At 36.8% G+C, this 18,578-nt stretch carries 9 protein-coding genes; 8 read left to right on the forward strand and 1 reads right to left on the reverse strand.

Going from position 1 to position 18,578, the window contains the following annotated elements; all coding sequences use genetic code 11:
• Positions 1-290: 290 nt before the first annotated feature.
• The 7 genes from ACIQ7T_RS18075 to ACIQ7T_RS18105 all read left to right on the forward strand — a co-directional run bounded on the left by ACIQ7T_RS18075 (position 291) and on the right by ACIQ7T_RS18105 (position 13,920).
• Complete coding sequence (locus ACIQ7T_RS18075; protein WP_402872238.1) at positions 291-3,767, forward strand: hypothetical protein; 3,477 nt, start codon at positions 291-293, stop codon at positions 3,765-3,767.
• 59 nt (positions 3,768-3,826) lie between these two features.
• Positions 3,827-4,486, forward strand: coding sequence for an S-layer homology domain-containing protein (locus ACIQ7T_RS18080; RefSeq protein ID WP_402872240.1), 660 nt, complete (start codon positions 3,827-3,829; stop codon positions 4,484-4,486).
• 307 nt (positions 4,487-4,793) lie between these two features.
• On the forward strand, positions 4,794-5,876 hold the full coding sequence (locus ACIQ7T_RS18085) for a CAP and S-layer homology domain-containing protein (RefSeq protein WP_370078404.1): 1,083 nt from the start codon (positions 4,794-4,796) through the stop codon (positions 5,874-5,876).
• A gap of 803 nt (positions 5,877-6,679) precedes the next feature.
• Entirely contained in the window at positions 6,680-7,603 is a 924-nt protein-coding gene (locus ACIQ7T_RS18090; RefSeq protein ID WP_370078402.1) for a C40 family peptidase, read from the forward strand.
• Positions 7,604-7,851: 248 nt separating this feature from the next.
• Positions 7,852-9,747, forward strand: coding sequence for an N-acetylmuramoyl-L-alanine amidase (locus ACIQ7T_RS18095; RefSeq protein WP_370078400.1), 1,896 nt, complete (start codon positions 7,852-7,854; stop codon positions 9,745-9,747).
• Between the two features lie 174 nt (positions 9,748-9,921).
• Positions 9,922-11,850 (forward strand): N-acetylmuramoyl-L-alanine amidase, encoded by a 1,929-nt coding sequence (locus ACIQ7T_RS18100; RefSeq protein ID WP_402872243.1) that lies wholly within the window; start codon positions 9,922-9,924, stop codon positions 11,848-11,850.
• 174 nt (positions 11,851-12,024) lie between these two features.
• Complete coding sequence (locus ACIQ7T_RS18105; RefSeq protein ID WP_402872246.1) at positions 12,025-13,920, forward strand: N-acetylmuramoyl-L-alanine amidase; 1,896 nt, start codon at positions 12,025-12,027, stop codon at positions 13,918-13,920.
• A gap of 809 nt (positions 13,921-14,729) precedes the next feature.
• Here the strand turns inward: ACIQ7T_RS18105 and ACIQ7T_RS18110 are convergent.
• Positions 14,730-16,655 (reverse strand): S-layer homology domain-containing protein, encoded by a 1,926-nt coding sequence (locus tag ACIQ7T_RS18110; RefSeq protein WP_402872248.1) that lies wholly within the window; start codon positions 16,653-16,655, stop codon positions 14,730-14,732.
• Positions 16,656-17,090: 435 nt separating this feature from the next.
• Between ACIQ7T_RS18110 and ACIQ7T_RS18115 the strand changes: the two genes are divergently transcribed.
• Positions 17,091-18,374 carry an oligosaccharide repeat unit polymerase gene (locus ACIQ7T_RS18115; RefSeq protein WP_402872251.1) on the forward strand — a complete coding sequence of 428 codons (1,284 nt, stop codon included), beginning with the start codon at positions 17,091-17,093 and terminating at the stop codon, positions 18,372-18,374.
• Positions 18,375-18,578 lie beyond the last annotated feature (204 nt).

Below are 18,578 nucleotides of genomic sequence, written 5' to 3' on the forward strand. Positions count from 1 at the left end.
TAGTAAATTTGTTCAGCTAAAGTCTATTTAGCATTTTTACTCGAAATTAGTCATCTTTTGCCAAAATTTCTTCCAGATCAATGCACATAAATCAATTATATAGTATCCTAACAATAACTTCCTATAAAAAGACTATTTAATCTAAAAAAATTATCTTGCTGTTAGTGAAGAGGATGAGCTTCTTTAATAGATTAGCTTGAAATAGGATAAAATGCACCGATACAAAAGGTAGCAAATTAGAAATAAATGATACATATCTATTTACCTATAAAAAAGAAAGGGTGGGCATTTTGAAGAAACCACTACAGGTTGGTGTAATAACAAGTCTATTACTAACTCCGACAGCAATTGCCAATGCTCAAGAAGGACAACCTCAAACAATCTCTCAGGCAGATCAAGTAGCTAATTTGAATGTAGCAGCAACAGACGCTAAATCACAAACCATTGCACAATATGGAAAACTATCTGACAGATCGACAGCACCAGAAATGGCTGCTGCAAAAAGAGATTTAGCATTTTTAAGCGATAATTTTGATGATGATGAAATCGGATTTATTACAGCTAAATACAACTATATAGAACAACAAATAATTTTATTAAGCGAACTTAAGAAAATTGGTACAAGTATTAATGGTATCTCTTATACTAGTAAAACTTTCATTAAGGATGTTAACGATGCATTTGATAGATATAAGGCATTTTTAGGTGAGAAAGATCCTGTGAAAGATACCTATTTGTTTGTTCAAAATACATTTAAAGATGCTGTTATTACTGCGACCAATAATGGGGCTAAGGCTATAGTTAAAGATGTTACGGGCACATCACTCCAATATGAGTTTCCAGAGCCTGATCGCAATACTTATTTCAAAAATAACGGGGCAGATATAGCAAAACTTTTAAAAATGCATGATGATGCAACTGCAGTGGAAGGAACAGTTACTCAATTAGAAGAACTCGTAACGATTCTTAGCGATAAATCTCCTGATTCTACTAAAATCGCAGAAACTGCTGCTAAAATAACAACTGAACTAAACAAGCTCACAGCTGATCAAAAGAAAATTATTACAGCCTATAATCCAAATAATGCAACTGTAACACCATACAAAAAATATACAGAAGTATTAGCCAACTTATCATCAGCTGATCAAGTAATTGCGAAAATTACAGAGCTGACAAACAAGAGCTCAGGGGATTTCGCATCTGCTACAAACTTTATTAGTGCAGTAACAGCGATTGAAACTGCCTACAATAAACTAGATGCTGGCTCAAAGAATTTAGTTACAAATTTTGATGCGTTTAAGTCATATCAGGATGCTGCTAATATTTCCAAGCAAATTGCAGCACTAAAACCGTCAAATAATGCAGATTATCGAACTTCTGTAAAGGCTATTAAAGATACCTTATCAACATTAGACAAAAAAGATTTTGTGAAAAATAGCGCTGACTTAGAATTAGCTGAAGCAAATATAGCGGCAGCACAAGAAATTGAGAAACTCATTGCTGGAATTGCCATTGCTTCGGATAAAATTACTCAAATAGAGCAAGCGCGTGCAGCTTACAATACACCAGTATCACCTGACGGGAAGAAAATAGATCCTGCCACAGTCAAAAAAATCGTCAACAATTTGTCAGAACTAACAAGCTCGGAAACATCATATAAAGCAGTTTTAAATGTAATTGCGCTAGTGGAAAAGCTAGACCCAACTGCGAAAGATTATACTAAAAAAGCGAAGGCTGCGAATACTGCTTACCAAAAGCTAGATTCTGCAAAACGCGAATATGTGAAAAGCTATAAATCGTTGGGGGATCAAGTAGAGGCGATGGATATTGTGGCACGCATTATGGCTTTGAACCCATCGCAAAAAACATATACGGAAGCAGTCAAGACGTTATTTGCTGATTATGGGAAACTATCATCTAACGGGCAAAAACTTGTAACGAATTATCCTGATCTTCAAATCGCTGACGGCTATATTACTACAGCTAAAAATTTCGATGATCGTGTTATCGCTTTAGGTAATGAGCCAGATGCTACGTTTGTTGCAAAAGTAGCAGCTATGTCTGCAGAATATAAAAAGATGGATAAAAATGCGAAAAAATTAGTAACACAATCCAAGACATTAACAACTTATGAGAAAAATAATGCCAATGTTGTGAAGGTTATTAATGCAATTGCAGCTTTAAATCCAGCAAATAAGGATTATACAAAAAAGGTTTTGGCAGCGCGTAAGGCGTACAATGCATTAGACTCCGCCTCACAAAAACGTGTAACAAACTACAATCAGCTAACAGCGGTTGAAGATGTTGCTACATTAATAGGTTTGATTGAAACATTGAAACCGACAAGTAAAACATTTTTAAATGATTTAGATTCTGCGCGCAAAAATTACGATGCATTACCACCAGAAAAGCAAACTGCTGTCACAAACTATGAAAAGCTTGTCACAGCTGAGACTGAGCTAAAATCTGCGCATATAGTTATTGAATTGATAGATGCGGCAGTGCCTACTGATCCAGATTACTTAACGAAGCTTATGAATGCTCGTGTTGCTTACGATAAGTTAACATCAGGACAGAAAAAGCTTGTCTCTAATGTGAAGGTCTTAACAGATCGTGAAAAAGAAGTAAAAGCAATTTTAAATACTATGGTGCAAATCGATGGTATAGAGCCGGGCACAAGTAAATTTGTCAGTCAAGTAAACTCAGCGCGAAAAGCATACGATAAGCTGACAAAAGACCAAAAACTATATGTCAATAATATTGCTATTCTACAAAGCTATGAGCCAACTGCCAAAGTGATTGAATTAATTGGCAAACTAAAGCCGTCAAGTAAAACATTCAATACGGATACAGTACAAGCTCGAGCATTATACGATGCTCTAAGTAAGGACATGCAGCAATATGTCACAAACTACAATTTATTACAAGCTGCTGAATCAAGCATCTTAGGCGCAGGAAATGTACAGCGCATGATTGATGAGCTTCCGACTGTCCCAGCAAATCAATATATTAAACGTATAGAAGAGATACGTGCAGCATATAATGCATTACCAAAAGATCAACAATATGCGGTTGAAAACTATAAAACATTGCAAGAGCAAGAAAAAATTATTAAGCCTGTCATTAGTGTTGTCAATGAGATTGATAAACTTATGACATCGAAAAATATGGACAGCCAATATCAAAAGATTTTAAAAGCATATGATAATCTTACTGCCACTCAGCGTAAATATGTTTATAACGATCAGCTGCTTCTATCAATAGATAACGTTATTAAAGTTTATCAAAGTATTGCAGCTTTAAAGCCAAGCGACAAATTGTATTTCGGTATGATAGAATCTGTACGAAAAGATTACGATAGCTTAAGTACTACAGATAAGCAACGAGTATCTAATTACAATATTTTGCTTGAAGCTGAGAAAAATATGAGTGAAGTAAAGAAAGTTGTTGAGATTATAGCTGGTCTTAATCCGGCTTCTAGCACATATATTCAAGATGTAGCGAATGCTTCTGCTGCATATAAAGCATTAGATTCTAAAGTAAAAGGACAAGTTCTTAACTACGATACTTTAAAGAAAGCAGAAAAAGATGTAGCAGTAGTGTTAAAAGTAGTAAATGCGATTGGCGAGCTGGATCCAGACGCTAAAACGTTTGAAAAGAAAGTACTGGCTGCACAAAAACTATACGACGCACTTACTCTTGAGCAACAGGATTTAGTATATAATTACCGTATTTTACAGGATCATATAAGAACATTAGGTTTGTAATAAGGAGAGAGGGCAAGTCCCTCTTTTCTTTCTTTATAATAAGGAAAGGAAGCGTTAACTTGTCGACTAAGAAGGTACATAAAGCATGGGCTTTTGCAACTGCGGCAGTAGTTGTTCCCTGTGTTGCAGCCATGCCTGCAGAAGCAGCTGCAATGCCATTTACAGATATAAAAAATAGCGGAAGCGAAGCAGAACTATACAAGGCAGTTAGTGAATTATATAGCCAGGGAATTGTATTTGGGACAACATCGACTACGTTTAGTCCTTATCAAAATTTAACACGAGGGGAAGCGGCATACTTTTTGGCTGAAGCTCTAAAATTGGAGACAAAAAATGTTGTAAATCCTGGCTTCAATGATGTACCGACCTCTCATAAATATTACGGGCATATTGCCGCGCTTGCTGAAAAGGGTATTATCCAAAAAGGTACAAATTATAATCCAGATCATTTTATTAAACGAAGTCAAATGGCAAAGATATTGACACTTGGCTTTAATTTACAGCAGGCAACAACATTATCTGCGCCTTTTTCAGATTTTACTAAAGATAATGAAACTAATAAGTATATTCAAACGTTATTAGATTATGGGATTACACAAGGAACTAGTGCGACAACATTTTCACCCTATACAGATGTTCGACGCGGTCAAATGGTTTTATTCCTGTACCGCACTTTGCAAAAAGCTGAAGACGATTTCTATATTATTAGCGTTGAATAAATGCGAAGACTCACTCTTAGGTTATTTTCAATCTTAGAGTGGTTTTTTAAAAACGATAAAGGTAAAATTAGGTAATAATGGAATATGAGTATCTCATAACTAAAGTCGGGTGTCGGACCGGTAGACCTTTAAACTGCGAATTAGAACGATGATATTGCTTTTATTCCCTCGTCACGTGGGCCATGAGGAAAATCAAACATGATACTGAAATGGATACGATCCCTATTTTGGTCGTTAGGAAAACATGTGGTGGCAAATATGTTCCATTAGAGTACTATACATAATTTGAATGAAGGAGGAGGTAGCTATGTTTAAAAAAGTATCTAGTGTTGTTGGTATGTCTCTTATTTTGCTGACTACATCATATGCTGTGCCTCTGACAAACACATCTGAAGAAGTATTGGCAGCTAATATTGCAAAGGATGTTTCACAATCACATTGGGCAAAAAGCGCAATAGAACATATGCTAGAAAAGCATTATATGACAAATTATCAGGATGGCTTCTTTAGACCAGAACAACCGATTACTAGGGCGGAGGCTGCAGCTGCAATTGCTCGTTCCATGAAGCTAAAACTAGATACCGATTACACTCCTAATTTTACAGACTTATCAGCCAATCATCCGTACTATAAAGAAATTTGTGCATTAGTGGAATTAGGGATATTACAAAATGGTGATTACTTCAACCCTGATGCATCTTTACAGCGTGCACAAATTGCCAAAATGTTAACACTCGCGTATCAAATTGAAGTCGATTCTCAAAATCATAGTAAGTTTAGCGATGTTAATGAGGGACATTGGGCAAAAGACTATATTGAATCACTTGCAGATGTTGGTGTTATTAAAGGGATCAACGCACAGCAATTTGCACCAAATCGATTGGTAACACGTGCGCAATTTGCTTCTTTGGTTGAAAGAAGTCTCGACTTTTCAGCGAAGATAACAAATCTCGAGGTAGCCTACGACTATTTATCCAAGTCTTATATTCCAACAAAAAATTATTCACCAACCATGTCCAATGATGTAATACGATTAGTCAACGTCGAACGACAAAAAAGAAAGCTACAACCCCTAAACTATGATGCAGCTTTAACGCAAATTGCTGTTATTAAGGCACAAGATATGGTGAATCGACATTATTTTGAGCATGAATCCCCTTACTACGGAATGCCCTGGGATTTGGCAACATTATTCGATTATCCATACACGAGCTTAGGAGAGAATATAGGAAGAAAAATTCCAACATCCGAAGCTGCCGTCAAAGCATGGATGGCTTCACCAGCACATCGTGAAAATATTTTACGAGAAAATTACACAAATACCGGGGTAGCAATTGCAGTTGATAGCAATGGATATTACTATTGGGTGCAGTTATTTTCTAGTCAATAGCCTATGCGAAGCGGGATAGGGGATACCCGCGCGAAGCAAAGGCGAATAATCGCGGAGCAGAGGTAAATACTCGCGAAGAAGGGTTGAATACCCGCAGAGCAGAGGTAAATACCCGCGAAGAAGGGGCGATTACCCGCGCGGAGCAGAGGCGAATCCCGCGAAGCAGAGGTGAATACTCGCGAAGAAGGGTCGAATCCCCGCGGAGCATAGGCAAATACCCGCGAAGCAGAGGCGAATACTCGCGAAGCAAAGGCAAATACTCGCGAAGTAGAGGCAAATACTCGCGGAGCATAGGTAAATACTCGCGGAGCAGAGGTAAATACTCGCGGAGCAGAGGTAAATACTCGCGGAGCAGAGGTAAATACTCGCGGGGCAGAGGTAAATACTCGCGGAGCATAGGTGAATACCTGCGAAGCAAAGGCAAATCCCCGCAGAGCAGAGGCGAATCCCCGTGCGAAGCATAAGAATCCCCGCAAAAGGTGATCAAATACCACGCGAACCCCTTACATCATTAAAGGGAAATTTGGATCGTAAATGCTCATATTTAACAGTTAAAAATTGAAATTACACTAAATCTTGTAATCTATTGTGACAAAGCGTAGCGAATATTACAGGAATGTTACAAAAACCCCGAATATCCATTATTTAATACCCATATTTTAGCGCTGATAAACCACGAAACGTTGGTATATCAGTGTTTTTTTGTGCTTTAAAAACCGTTACACAATTGAAAAGTTAAAATAGCATCTTTTATGATAGTCTATTTATAGGCAAAAAAGTTCTGAGAGGGGTATACCGAATATATGAAAAAGAAATGGTTATTACCGATTTTTGCATCTTTCATGTTATTTACAACAACTCAAATAGATAAAGCAGAAGCAGCTACAGAATCTGATGTTACTGATACAGCGTCAAAATATTTAGGTGTTCCATATCTTTATGGAGGTACAACTACTAAAGGGCTCGATTGCTCAGGATATACATCTAAAGTCTTTGCAGATTTAGGTATTGAATTAAACCGTACATCAGGCTCACAATATCAACAAGGTACTGCGGTAGCAAAGAAGGATCTTCAAGTTGGAGATTTACTATTCTTCAATACTAGTGGTAAAGGTGTTTCGCATGTATCTATTTACATGGGTGACGGGAAAATGATTCATTCACAAACAGGTAAAGGTGTTAGTTACTCAAATGTAGATGATCCTTATTATTGGGGTTCTCGTTACATTGGTGCTAAACGTGTAGCAACATTTGATAGTGAACAAGCAGAAGCTGTTAAAGAAGAAGTAAAGGAAGCTGCGATTGACTTTACAGTTTATGCTTCTCGTGCTGAAGTGGCAGTGCAAATTGCTAAAGCACTTAACTTGGATACATCCGATAAAAATACGAATTTTACAGACGTAAAACCAACAAATGAACATGCTGGTGCAATTGCTGCTGTATCGAAGTTAGGTATCTTTGCTGGTGATGGTAGTGGTAAATTTAATCCATCTTCACCGATAACACGTGCTCAAATCTCGAAAGTATTAGTACAGGCCTTCGGATTAAAGCAACAAGGCAATGTTGTAACATTTGCTGATGCTCCTGCAAATCATTGGGCAAATGAATTTATTTCAATTCTTGCTTCAAATGGTATTGCAGAAGGTATTGGAAATGGTAACTTCGGTTACGATGAGATGTTAAAAATTTCTCAACTTCAAACATTTATTGAACGCGCACAAAAATAACAATAATAATCAAATTCCGTATTACTTAGACAAGGGCTACGTTTAAAGTAATACATTGCAAGGAAGTTCTTTTATATAATGTATAAATTGAGGGGAGTTTGCACTTGCAGACTCTCTTCTTTTTATGAAATATACTAAAAATAGGGGTGATGCCTAGAGAACAGTGGAATAGTTACATTCGTATGATAGTTTTGTCGGTGCAGTTTTGCTAAAATGAACACGAGAACAGGAAGGGAGGAAATAAGACATTGAACCTCAAGAAAGTCAGTCTTATATTATGCGTCTTATTCATTTCAGCTTCTATGTTTACAATACATAGTGCCCAAGCAAGTGGTGGGTTTGTAGATGTTCCTAAAGATCATGAAGCGTATGAAGAGATCAATTATTTAGTTAGTTTAGGTGTTATTAAAGGATATACGGAAAACGGCAAAACGTATTATAAACCTTATAATAACGTAACGCGTGGACAAGTTGCCAAAATGGCTGTAATTTCTTCAGGTAACCAGCCACTAGTTGTCAATAAATCAAGCTTTTCCGATGTAAAAGTCGGCACAGAGCTTTCAGGCTATGTAGAACGCGCTATACAGCTTGGTTTCTTTAAAACAAATACTCAGGGGCAATTCTTACCGGATAAGCCTTTAACTCGTGATGAAATGAGTTATGTATTAACAAAAGCCTTTAAACTTGATACAAGTGAATATCAAAATATCGATTCTCCTTTTGTGGACGTAGGGATTACTCATCCATATGTTACATTTGTGAATACGATTTACTATAATGGTATTACAAAGGGAACAGGTCAAAATTATTATCCAAATAAACAAGTGACACGTGCGCAGTTTGCATTATTTATAGCGCGTGCGAAAAGTGAAAAGTATCGTTTAGAGCTACCAGTTAAAGGTGTAGGTGTACCTGATACAAAACAGGTCATTGGCTTAGTTTCTGTAACAACTGACGGATTAAATATTCGTAAATCAAAAGATTCTTCATCTACTGCTAATATAGTAGGTACAGTAAACAAAGGTGGTAAACTATCAGTCTATGCAGTTGAAGGGGACTGGTTAAAGGTTACTTATAAAGGTGCATTTGCTTATATTCATAAAACGTATGCACAGTTTTTAGACGCTGACGGTAACGCATTAGGGAATGTCCAAAAGCAAGTTACTGCAACACAAAATTTAAATGTTTACGTAAAACCAACTTCTTCATCAAAAGTTATTACAACAGTTAATAGCAAAACGAAATTACCAGTTTATAAGACAGTAAGTGGCTACCATCTAACTGTAGTAAACGGTATACCAGGCTATGTCGTGGCTAATAGTACAGAGGACGTTGAAGTAGAAAAACCTTCTAATCCAGATCCAACTCCACCAACAGTTTCTGGTGATGTATTAGGTCGAGTGACGGTTGACAGTTTAAATGTTCGCAAAGAAGCTAACTCAACTTCTACGGTACTAGGTAAGCTGAAAAAGGGCGAATATATTCAAGTAAACAGTATTAACGGTTATTGGGCACAAGTTACTTATCAGGGTCAAAAAGGGTATGTCCATAAATCATACTTAAAGCTACTAAATCAAAGTGGTAATCCATTGAAAAATCGAATTATCATTCTTGATCCAGGTCATGGTGGTAAGGACCCTGGAACTGTTTTAGGTTCTTATTCCGAAAAAGCTATCACATTAAAAGTCAGCACACTTGTGAAGCAAAAGCTAGAGGCTGCAGGTGCGAAGGTATATATGACTCGTACAGGGGATACGTATCCTTCATTACAAGACCGCGTTGATTTTACAAATGCTAATTACGGTGAAATCTTCGTAAGTGTCCATGTAAACTCAGCAGCAAATACTTCTGCACAAGGTACTGAAACATATTATGCAATTTCAACAGGTGATATGTATCAAGAAGACATTGATCTTGCGACATTTGTAAATAATCAAATTGTTAATAACTTAAATATGAAAAATCGTGGTGTTAAAGAAGAGCAATACTATGTTATTCGCAACACGATTATTCCAGCCATCTTAGTCGAGCTAGGCTTCCTAACAAATGATGAAGACCGCGGTAAAATGACGACTGATAAATATGTTGAGTTATTTGCTGATTCTATCTACAAAGGAATTTCACAATACTACGCGAAAAAATAATAAAACGGGCTACATTGTTCAATATGAACGATGTAGCTCTTTTTTTGATGCTTTCAATACTATGAAAATTCTATTATTTAGAATTTAAGTTGTAACAGTTTCATCTATAAGATAGTTTTACCTGTGAAATTTTGCTAATATTAATGGTAGAACAAGAAGGGAGGAAATAAGACATTGTATTTCAAAAAAATTAGTCTTATCTTATGCGTCCTTTTCGTTTCTGCTTCAATATTTACAATACATAGTGCACAGGCAAGTGGCGGTTTTGTAGATGTTACGAACAAGGATGACGCATATGAAGAAATCAATTATTTAGTTAATTTAGGTGTTATTAAAGGGTATACAGAAAAGGGCAAAACGTATTATAAACCTAACAACACCGTAACGCGTGGACAAGTTGCCAAAATGGTTGTTGTTGCTTCAGGTAACAAGCCACTAGTTGTCAATAAATCAAACTTCTCAGATGTAACAGCCGGCACAGAGCTTTCAGGCTACGTGGAACGCGCTGTACAGCTTGGTTTCTTTAAAACAAATATCAAGGGACAATTCTTACCAAACAAACCTTTAACTCGAGATGAAATGAGTTATGTGTTAACAAACGCGTTTAAGCTCGATACAAGCGAGTATAAAAATATCGATTCTCCTTTTGTAGACGTAGGTATAACTCATCCGTACGTTTCATATGTGAATACGATTTACTATAATGGTATTACAAAGGGAAGTAATCAAAATTATAATCCCAATGAACAAGTGACACGTAAACAGTTTGCATTATTTGTAGCGCGTGCCAAAGAAGAAAAATATCGTTTAGATATCCCTGTTAAAGGTGTAGCTACACCTGATTCATCACAGGTCATTGGCTTAGTTTCTTCATCAACTGACGGATTAAATATTCGTAAATCCAAGGATTCTTCATCTAATGCTAATATTGTAGGAACTGTCAACAAAGGTGGAAAACTATCAGTCTATGCAGTTGAAGGAGACTGGTTAAAAGTTTCCTATAAAGATGCCTTTGCTTATATTTATAAAACGTATGCACAGTTTTTAGATGCAGATGGTAACGCATTAGGAAATGTTCAAAAGCAAGTTACGACAACACAAAATATAAATCTTTACGTAAAACCAACCTCTTCATCAAAGGTAATTTCGACTGTGAATAGTAAAGTGAATTTACCTGTTTATAAGACGGTAAGTGGTTACCATCTAACTGTAGTGAACGGTGTACCAGGATATATTGTGGCTAATAGTACAGCGGATGTTGAAGTAGAAAAACCTTCTACTCCAGATCCAACTCCGACTCCAAATCCAAAACCAGATCCAACACCACCAACAGTTTCTGGGGATCTATTAGGTCGAGTGACAGTTGATAATTTAAATATCCGCAAAGAAGCTAACTCTACTTCTGCAGTAGTAAGTAAGCTAAAAAAAGGCGAATATGTTCAAGTGAACAGTATTAACGGTTATTGGGCTCTAGTTACTTATCAAGGTCAAAAAGGGTATGTCCATAAATCTTATATAAAGTTATTAAATCAAAGTGGTAATCCGTTGAAAGATCGAATTATCATTCTTGATCCAGGTCATGGTGGTAAGGACCCAGGAACCAATTTTGGTAAAACTATTTTCGAAAAAGACATTACATTAAAGGTTAGTACTATAGTCAAGAACAAACTGGAGGCTGCAGGGGCAAAGGTATTGATGACACGTACGGGTGATACATTCCCTACTTTACAGGGGCGTGTAGATTTTACAAATGCTAATTACGGTGAAATCTTCGTAAGTGTCCATGTAAACTCAGCAGCAAATACTTCTGCACAAGGTACTGAGACATATTATGCAGTGACAACAGGTGATATGTTTAAGGAAGATATTGATTTAGCGACATTTGTAAACAATCAAATCGTAAATAACTTAAATATGAAAAATCGTGGCGTCAAAGAACAGCAATACTATGTAATTCGCAACATGCTTATTCCATCTATCCTAGTCGAACTGGGCTTCCTATCAAATAATGAAGACCGCGCTAAAATGACAGATGATCAATATGTTGAATTATTTGCTGATTCTATCTACAAAGGAATTTTGGAATATTACTCAAAACAATAATAATGAAAAGCTACATCGTTCAATAGTAGACGATGTAGCTCTTTTTGTTTGATTTAGCACTTTGCGCATTATTGTGAATTAGACTTCTATTATTTAGAATTTTAGTATAATAATAGTTTTACCTGAGAAATTTTGCTAAGATTATGGTAGAACAAGAAGGGAGGAAATAAGACATTGTATTTTAAAAAAATTAGTCTTATCTTATGCGTCCTTTTCGTTTCTGCTTCATTGTTTACAATACATAGTGCACAAGCAAAAGGCGGCTTTGTAGATGTTACGAACAAGGATGACGCATATGAAGAAATCAATTATTTAGTTAATTTAGGTGTTATTAAAGGGTATACAGAAAAGGGGAAAACGTATTATAAACCTAACAACACCGTAACACGTGGACAAGTTGCTAAAATGGCTGTTGTTGCTTCAGGTAACAAGCCATTAGTTGCTAATAAATCAAGCTTCACGGATGTAACAGCCGGCACGGAGCTTTCAGGCTACGTGGAACGCGCCGTACAGCTTGGCTTCTTTAAAACAAATATCAAGGGACAATTCTTACCAAACAAACCTTTAACTCGAGATGAAATGAGTTATGTGTTAACAAACGCGTTTAAGCTCGATACAAGTGAGCATGAAAATATCGATTCTCCTTTTGTAGACGTAAGTATAACTCATCCGTACGTTTCATATGTGAATACGATTTACTATAATGGTATTACAAAGGGAAGCAATCAAAATTATAATCCCAATGAACAAGTGACACGTAAACAGTTTGCGTTATTTGTAGCGCGTGCGAAAGAAGAGAAATACCGCTTAGATATCCCTGTTAAAGTTGTAGCTGCACCTGACTCATCACAGGTTATTGGCTTAGTTTCTGCAACAACTGACGGATTAAATATTCGTAAATCCAAGGATTCTTCATCTACTACTAATATAGTAGGTACAATAAACAAAGGTGGTAAACTGTCAGTCTATGCAGTTGAGGGAGATTGGTTAAAAGTTTCCTATAAAGATACTTTTGCTTATATTTACAAAACGTATGCGCAGTTTTTAGATGCAGATGGTAACACATTAGGGAATGTCCAAAAGCAAGTTGCGACAACACAAAATATTAATCTTTACGTAAAACCAACCTCTACATCAAAGGTAATTTCAACTGTGAATAGTAAAGTGAAATTACCTGTTTATAAGACAGTAAGTGGTTATCATCTAACTGTAGTGAACGGTGTACCAGGTTATATCGTGGCTAATAGTACAGCGGACGTTGAAGTGGAAAAACCTTCTACTCCAGATCCAATACCACCAACAGTTTCTGGTGATCTATTAGGTCGGGTGACGGTTGATAATTTAAATATCCGCCAAGAAGCTAACTCTACTTCTACGGTAGTAAGTAAGCTGAAAAAGGGCGAATATGTTCAAGTGAACAGTATTAACGGTTATTGGGCACAAGTTACTTACCAAGGTCAAAAAGGGTATGTCCATAAATCTTATTTAAAGCTATTAAATCAAAGTGGTAATCCGGTAAAAGATCGAATTATCATTATTGATCCGGGTCATGGTGGTAAGGACGTAGGAACCCATTACGATAAAATTTACGAAAAAGATATAACATTAAAGGTTAGTACTCTAGTAAAGGATAAACTAGAGGCAGCAGGTGCAAAGGTATTGATGCCTCGTACTGGAGATACGTACTCCCCGCCACAAAAACATGTTGATTTTTCACATGATAATTACGGCGAAATCTTCGTAAGTATCCATGTGAACTCAGCAGATAGTACTAAAGCAAAAGGTACCGAAACGTATTACGCTAAAACACCAGGTGATATGTATCAAGAAGATATTGAACTTGCAACATTTGTAAACAACCAAATTGTTAAAAACGTAAATATGGAAAATCGTAAGGTCAGAGAAAAGAATTACATCGTAGTTGCAAATACGAATATTCCAGCCATTTTAGTCGAGCTAGGCTTCCTATCAAATAAAGAAGACCGTGCTAAGTTGACGGATGATAAATATATTGAGTTATTCGCTGAATCTATCTACAAAGGGATTTTGGAATATTACTCAAAACAATAATAATAAAGAGCTACATCGTTCAATAGTAGACGATGTAGCTCTTTTTGTTCGATTAGTAGTATTAAAAGTGATTTTTTCATCGCAAAAAAGCGATCTATCAGCGATTTGGTATTTTAGCGGCGGAAAACACAGGTTTAGCGTCGAACCGAGCACTTTTAGCGGCGGAAAACACGGGTTTAGCGTCGAACCGAGCACTTTTAGCGGCGGAAAACACGGGTTTAGCGTCGAACCGAGCACTTTTAGCGGCGGAAAACACGAGTTTAGCGGCGAACTGCACTTTTAGCGGCGCAATACACAGGTTTAGCGTCGAACCGAACTTTTAGCGGCCGAAAACACGAGTTTAGCGTCGAACCGAGCACTTTTAGCGGCGGAAAACACGGGTTTAGTGGCAAACCGAGAACTTTTAGCGGCGGAAAACACAGGTTTAGTGGCGAACCGAGCACTTTTAGCGGCGCAATTCACGAGTTTAGCGGCGAACCGCACTTTTAGCGGCGGAGTACACGGGTTTAGCGTCGAACCGCACACTTTTAGTGGCGCAAAACACAGGTTTAGCGTCGAACTGAGCACTTTTAGCGGCGCAAAACACGAGTTTAGCGTCGAACCGAACTTTTAGCGGCGGAAAACACGGGTTAAGTGGCGAACCGAGCACTTCAAGCGGCGCAAAACACGAGTTTAGTGGCGAACCCACTTCAAGCGGCGCAATACACAGGTTTACCGGCGAACCGAACTCCAACCTGCGCAATACATGGGTTTACCAACGATATAAAGCATCCCAAACAGCGCACTAAAATCAACTTTCACCTTAATAGCTATTTTGAATTTGCGTAAAGTGTTCTATTTACGAATTGAGCAAAGTTTTGACGTGTTACTGTACCATTTGGTTTAAATGTATTATCGGCATAGCCTGTAGTGATGCCAAGTGCATATAAGGCTTGAACATCTTTATAATATGCATGAGATGTCGGCACATCAGAGAAAGTATTTTTCGTATAACCTTGTAGCTTGAAGCCGTTGACAAGTGCTCGTGCCATGGCAGCGCGGGTCATTGGCTGGTGGGCATTGATTTTGCCATTTTCTACTGCAATAATGCCGTAGCGTAGGCCTGTTGCTAAAACAGCATAGCCATAATCACCTGCTTTGATGTCACTTGCATTTAAGGTAGCTGAGCTGGATGCTGGAATCCCTAATGCTCGTAAAATCATTTCTGTTGCTTGTAGGCGAGTTAATGTACCTTGTGGATTAAATTTTCCATTCGTTCCTTTCACAATGCCTAGTGCATATAAGTTTTTAATATCATAATAGGCACCATTCGACGAAGATACATCTGAGAAGAATGGAGCGGAAGCAATTGTCGCTTTGTTGGAACCTTTTGCGCGTGTGAGCGTTTTAATTTCTGCAATCGTTGCAAATTTTTCATCAGCATTTTTGCGATCATCGCGCCCCTCTATAAAGGATGTACGTATCGTATATGTTCCGGTAGCTAAATCGCCAGGCATAGAAATCTGATATTTTTCCGCATGCGTACTAATGTCTTTTTGATCAGCATTGTTTGTTGAGGAATCCGCAGCAAGTCCTGGAATGTAACGTTCATGTCCATTACCAACAACTTTATCGTTTGCGTCTAAAATTTCTACTTTCAATGTACCGCGTGCAGGCACATTACCATTGTTTTTAACCGTTACAGTGGAGTAGAAAACGAATTTACCAGACGGTGCTACATAACTTTGCACCCCGTCAGAGTAAAGCGAAAGGTTATAACGGCGGGGCACATAGCCATTATGTTTTTCGGCTACCCAATTTAAAGCATGCTTCATAAATACTTGTGCATCTTTGTCACCATTAGTTGTTGAATAGGCAGCACCATTTTCGTTATCTTGCCAATCCGTTTTATCATTAATATTTATATAATCATAGATTTTGAATCCAATTTGAACAACTCTGCCTTTGCCGTATTCGATCGCATGGGCTGCGCCAAATTCATTTTTTTTCATTGTTTTAGGTTTGTCTGTGTAATTGTAATCTGAGAAATATAAAATAGGTGTTGCAGATCCACCTTGCCAAGGCTTCATGACTTCTACCCAATCACGATCTGTTTTTGTTAGATTAAGCTTGCTTTTGCCAAGCTCTTTTGTTGTATTTTGAATAATTGGATGAACAGTATTTATATTGCTTATTGCAGAGTTTCCTATCACAATATCGTCAATAAAACGGGAATTGAAGACTTCAGTTAAATTATCCCACTCCATTACCCAAGAATCGACATCGTAGATCAATGGAGAGAGATCCATTTGACCGAGTTTAGGGAATTTTGCGGATTCATTACGGGCTGTTTGGAAGGCAAAAATTGCACCACCGCCATTTCGAACGTATATTTTGACATTTTCGCGTTGCTGATGATTCATCATGACTGTATAGGCAAAGACGATTGCATCATATTGACTTAAATTTTCTAAATTATTTAAGTCTTTCTCATAAATTTTCTCTACTTGGAAACCTTGTTGCTGATAGAGAAGAAAAGCTTTTAGTTCCTTATTATATGTGGAGCTATAGTCAACCTTTTCAGAAATAAGTTGGCCATTAAATGTTCCACTAGGGTGTGTAGTATTGGCATATTTTTCACTACTTTCAGAGAAAACGACACCGATTTTCTGTGCAGCTTTAGCTTGTGTTGGTGCTAAAAAAACTACGAGCATAAAAGAGCATGCTACGAGTAGTGAAACGAATAATTTCTTCATTAAATCCACATCCTTATTTTTGTATTTTTCTTCAATTTCGCGATTGCGTCCTATTTTGAATTGTGCTCAAACCGTGAAATTTGCACTACTTATTTATCATACAACTAAATAATGGATAAAACATTAAAAATTGGTTGTTGTCGTATGGCGTTTTGAATTAGATTGTCGATTAATGTGAGGCTAAAATTGTGTTGTCCAGAGCGAAGAGGGACAACTGTTGGGGAAACTTACGCAGTAGATTTTGGGTATAAACTCATAATTTAGGGAAAAAAGAAAAACATTGCATAATTATATATAAAATCAATTCATTCCTTTCTATAAGTCTACCTGTATTTATGATATAATAACTCTTGTTTTGCTTAGTAAATAAAAGAATAAACAATTTTGATTCGCGATAGAGGAGGGCAATCACATCTTCTGAGATGTATGACATTTATGAATAAACTGAAACAAACTTTTGCAAAGGTCAACAAAATTGATACGTTTTCGCCGTATTTCTTTTTACCTTTTATATTAATGCTCTATTTCTTTACAAGTCTATTTGATTTCCATCGATTTGAATTATTTAATTTACGTGTATCAATTTGGCCAGCAGTATTTTTAGCAGTACTATGCTATTACATTGGTGTGTACATTATTGATAAGTTAAAATGGACAATCCCATCATTTGGTTTATCCTTCTTAGGGAAATTTGTTGTTCATTTTATCGTATTTTTAACTTTACTTGGTTTAGTTGCATATGTATTAATGATGATTAAAGGTGGTGGATTAGGGATTTCTGATGAATCTAATCGACGTAACCTTGATCCAAAATTAAACTTCTTTGCTCAATTATTATGGTATGGCGTTTTACTGTTATTATCATATAAAATGATTCTAGAAAAAAATATAACATGGAAAAAAACATTAATCTACGGCTCCATTTATGCTGCAGTAATGTTCTTATTCCTATTAATGGGTTATCGTACACCATTAATTATTATGTTATTTACTGGTATTATCATCTTCCATTACGTTGTAAAACGAGTGAAATTAACATGGTTCCTTTCAGCTCTGTTTGTTATCGGAGTAGCCTTCTCAATGTTTGGCTTCCTTCGTGTTGTATCAGAGGATACAACGAAAGAATTTAATAGCCGTGAACAACCAGATGTAGAATTGACTGAAACAGAAAAGGAAAAGCTGTTATCAGTAGAGCAGCAAGTTAACTTAACACCAAAATGGATTCGTTCAATAAATGGTGAGAGTGTAACAGGCCATATTGTTTTAAGTAAAATTATCGAATATACGCAGGAGGAAGGTTACCTAAATGGGGAAATCCATGCTGGTATCTTCAATACAATTTTACCAGGTGAACAAGTTTCACCACGTATGAAAGTAACAGAAGTTGTAAACTCTCTAGCTGAATCTGAAGGTAAATATATTACACGTCCTAACAGAACAACAACACCAACATTTATTGGTCAATTATTCTTAGACGGCGGTTATCTACTTGTAGCGATAGGCTTCTTCTTATATGGTGTATTAATCTCATTAATTTATAATAAAGTGAAGCAAGGCGGTATTCGTAGCTTCCATTCAGTAGCTTATGCATTTGTCATTACCTTATTTACAGTGTCTATGCATACAGGCTTACTTGATTTAATCTTTATTTTAATGCTTGGCTTTGTCATAATTGCGTCATCGATTATGAAAACAGATAAGAAAAAGCTTTCATATTAACAATAATAGAGATGTCTCAAATATTATTTGAGGCATCTCTTTTTTATTTGGTGTTCCTATCCGTCAGTTGGCAGGTGGATGGCGATAAAACATGAAATTGTTTCGATAAAATGTAAGCCCGAAATATAAAAAATAAGCGCACCTTCTCGGTACGCACGACGAATGGCCATCTATCCTATTTTTTCGGATAGATGGCTATTTTGC

The organism is Lysinibacillus sp. NPDC096212, from assembly GCF_044763105.1.
GTDB lineage: Bacteria > Bacillota > Bacilli > Bacillales_A > Planococcaceae > Lysinibacillus.

Coding starts and splice junctions, on each gene's coding strand:
- ACIQ7T_RS18085 (WP_370078404.1), top strand. CDS start 4,794: ATGTTTAAAAAAGTATCTAGTGTTGTTGGTATGTCTCTTATTTTGCTG.
- ACIQ7T_RS18090 (WP_370078402.1), top strand. CDS start 6,680: ATGAAAAAGAAATGGTTATTACCGATTTTTGCATCTTTCATGTTATTT.
- ACIQ7T_RS18110 (WP_402872248.1), bottom strand. CDS start 16,655: ATGAAGAAATTATTCGTTTCACTACTCGTAGCATGCTCTTTTATGCTC.
- ACIQ7T_RS18115 (WP_402872251.1), top strand. CDS start 17,091: ATGAATAAACTGAAACAAACTTTTGCAAAGGTCAACAAAATTGATACG.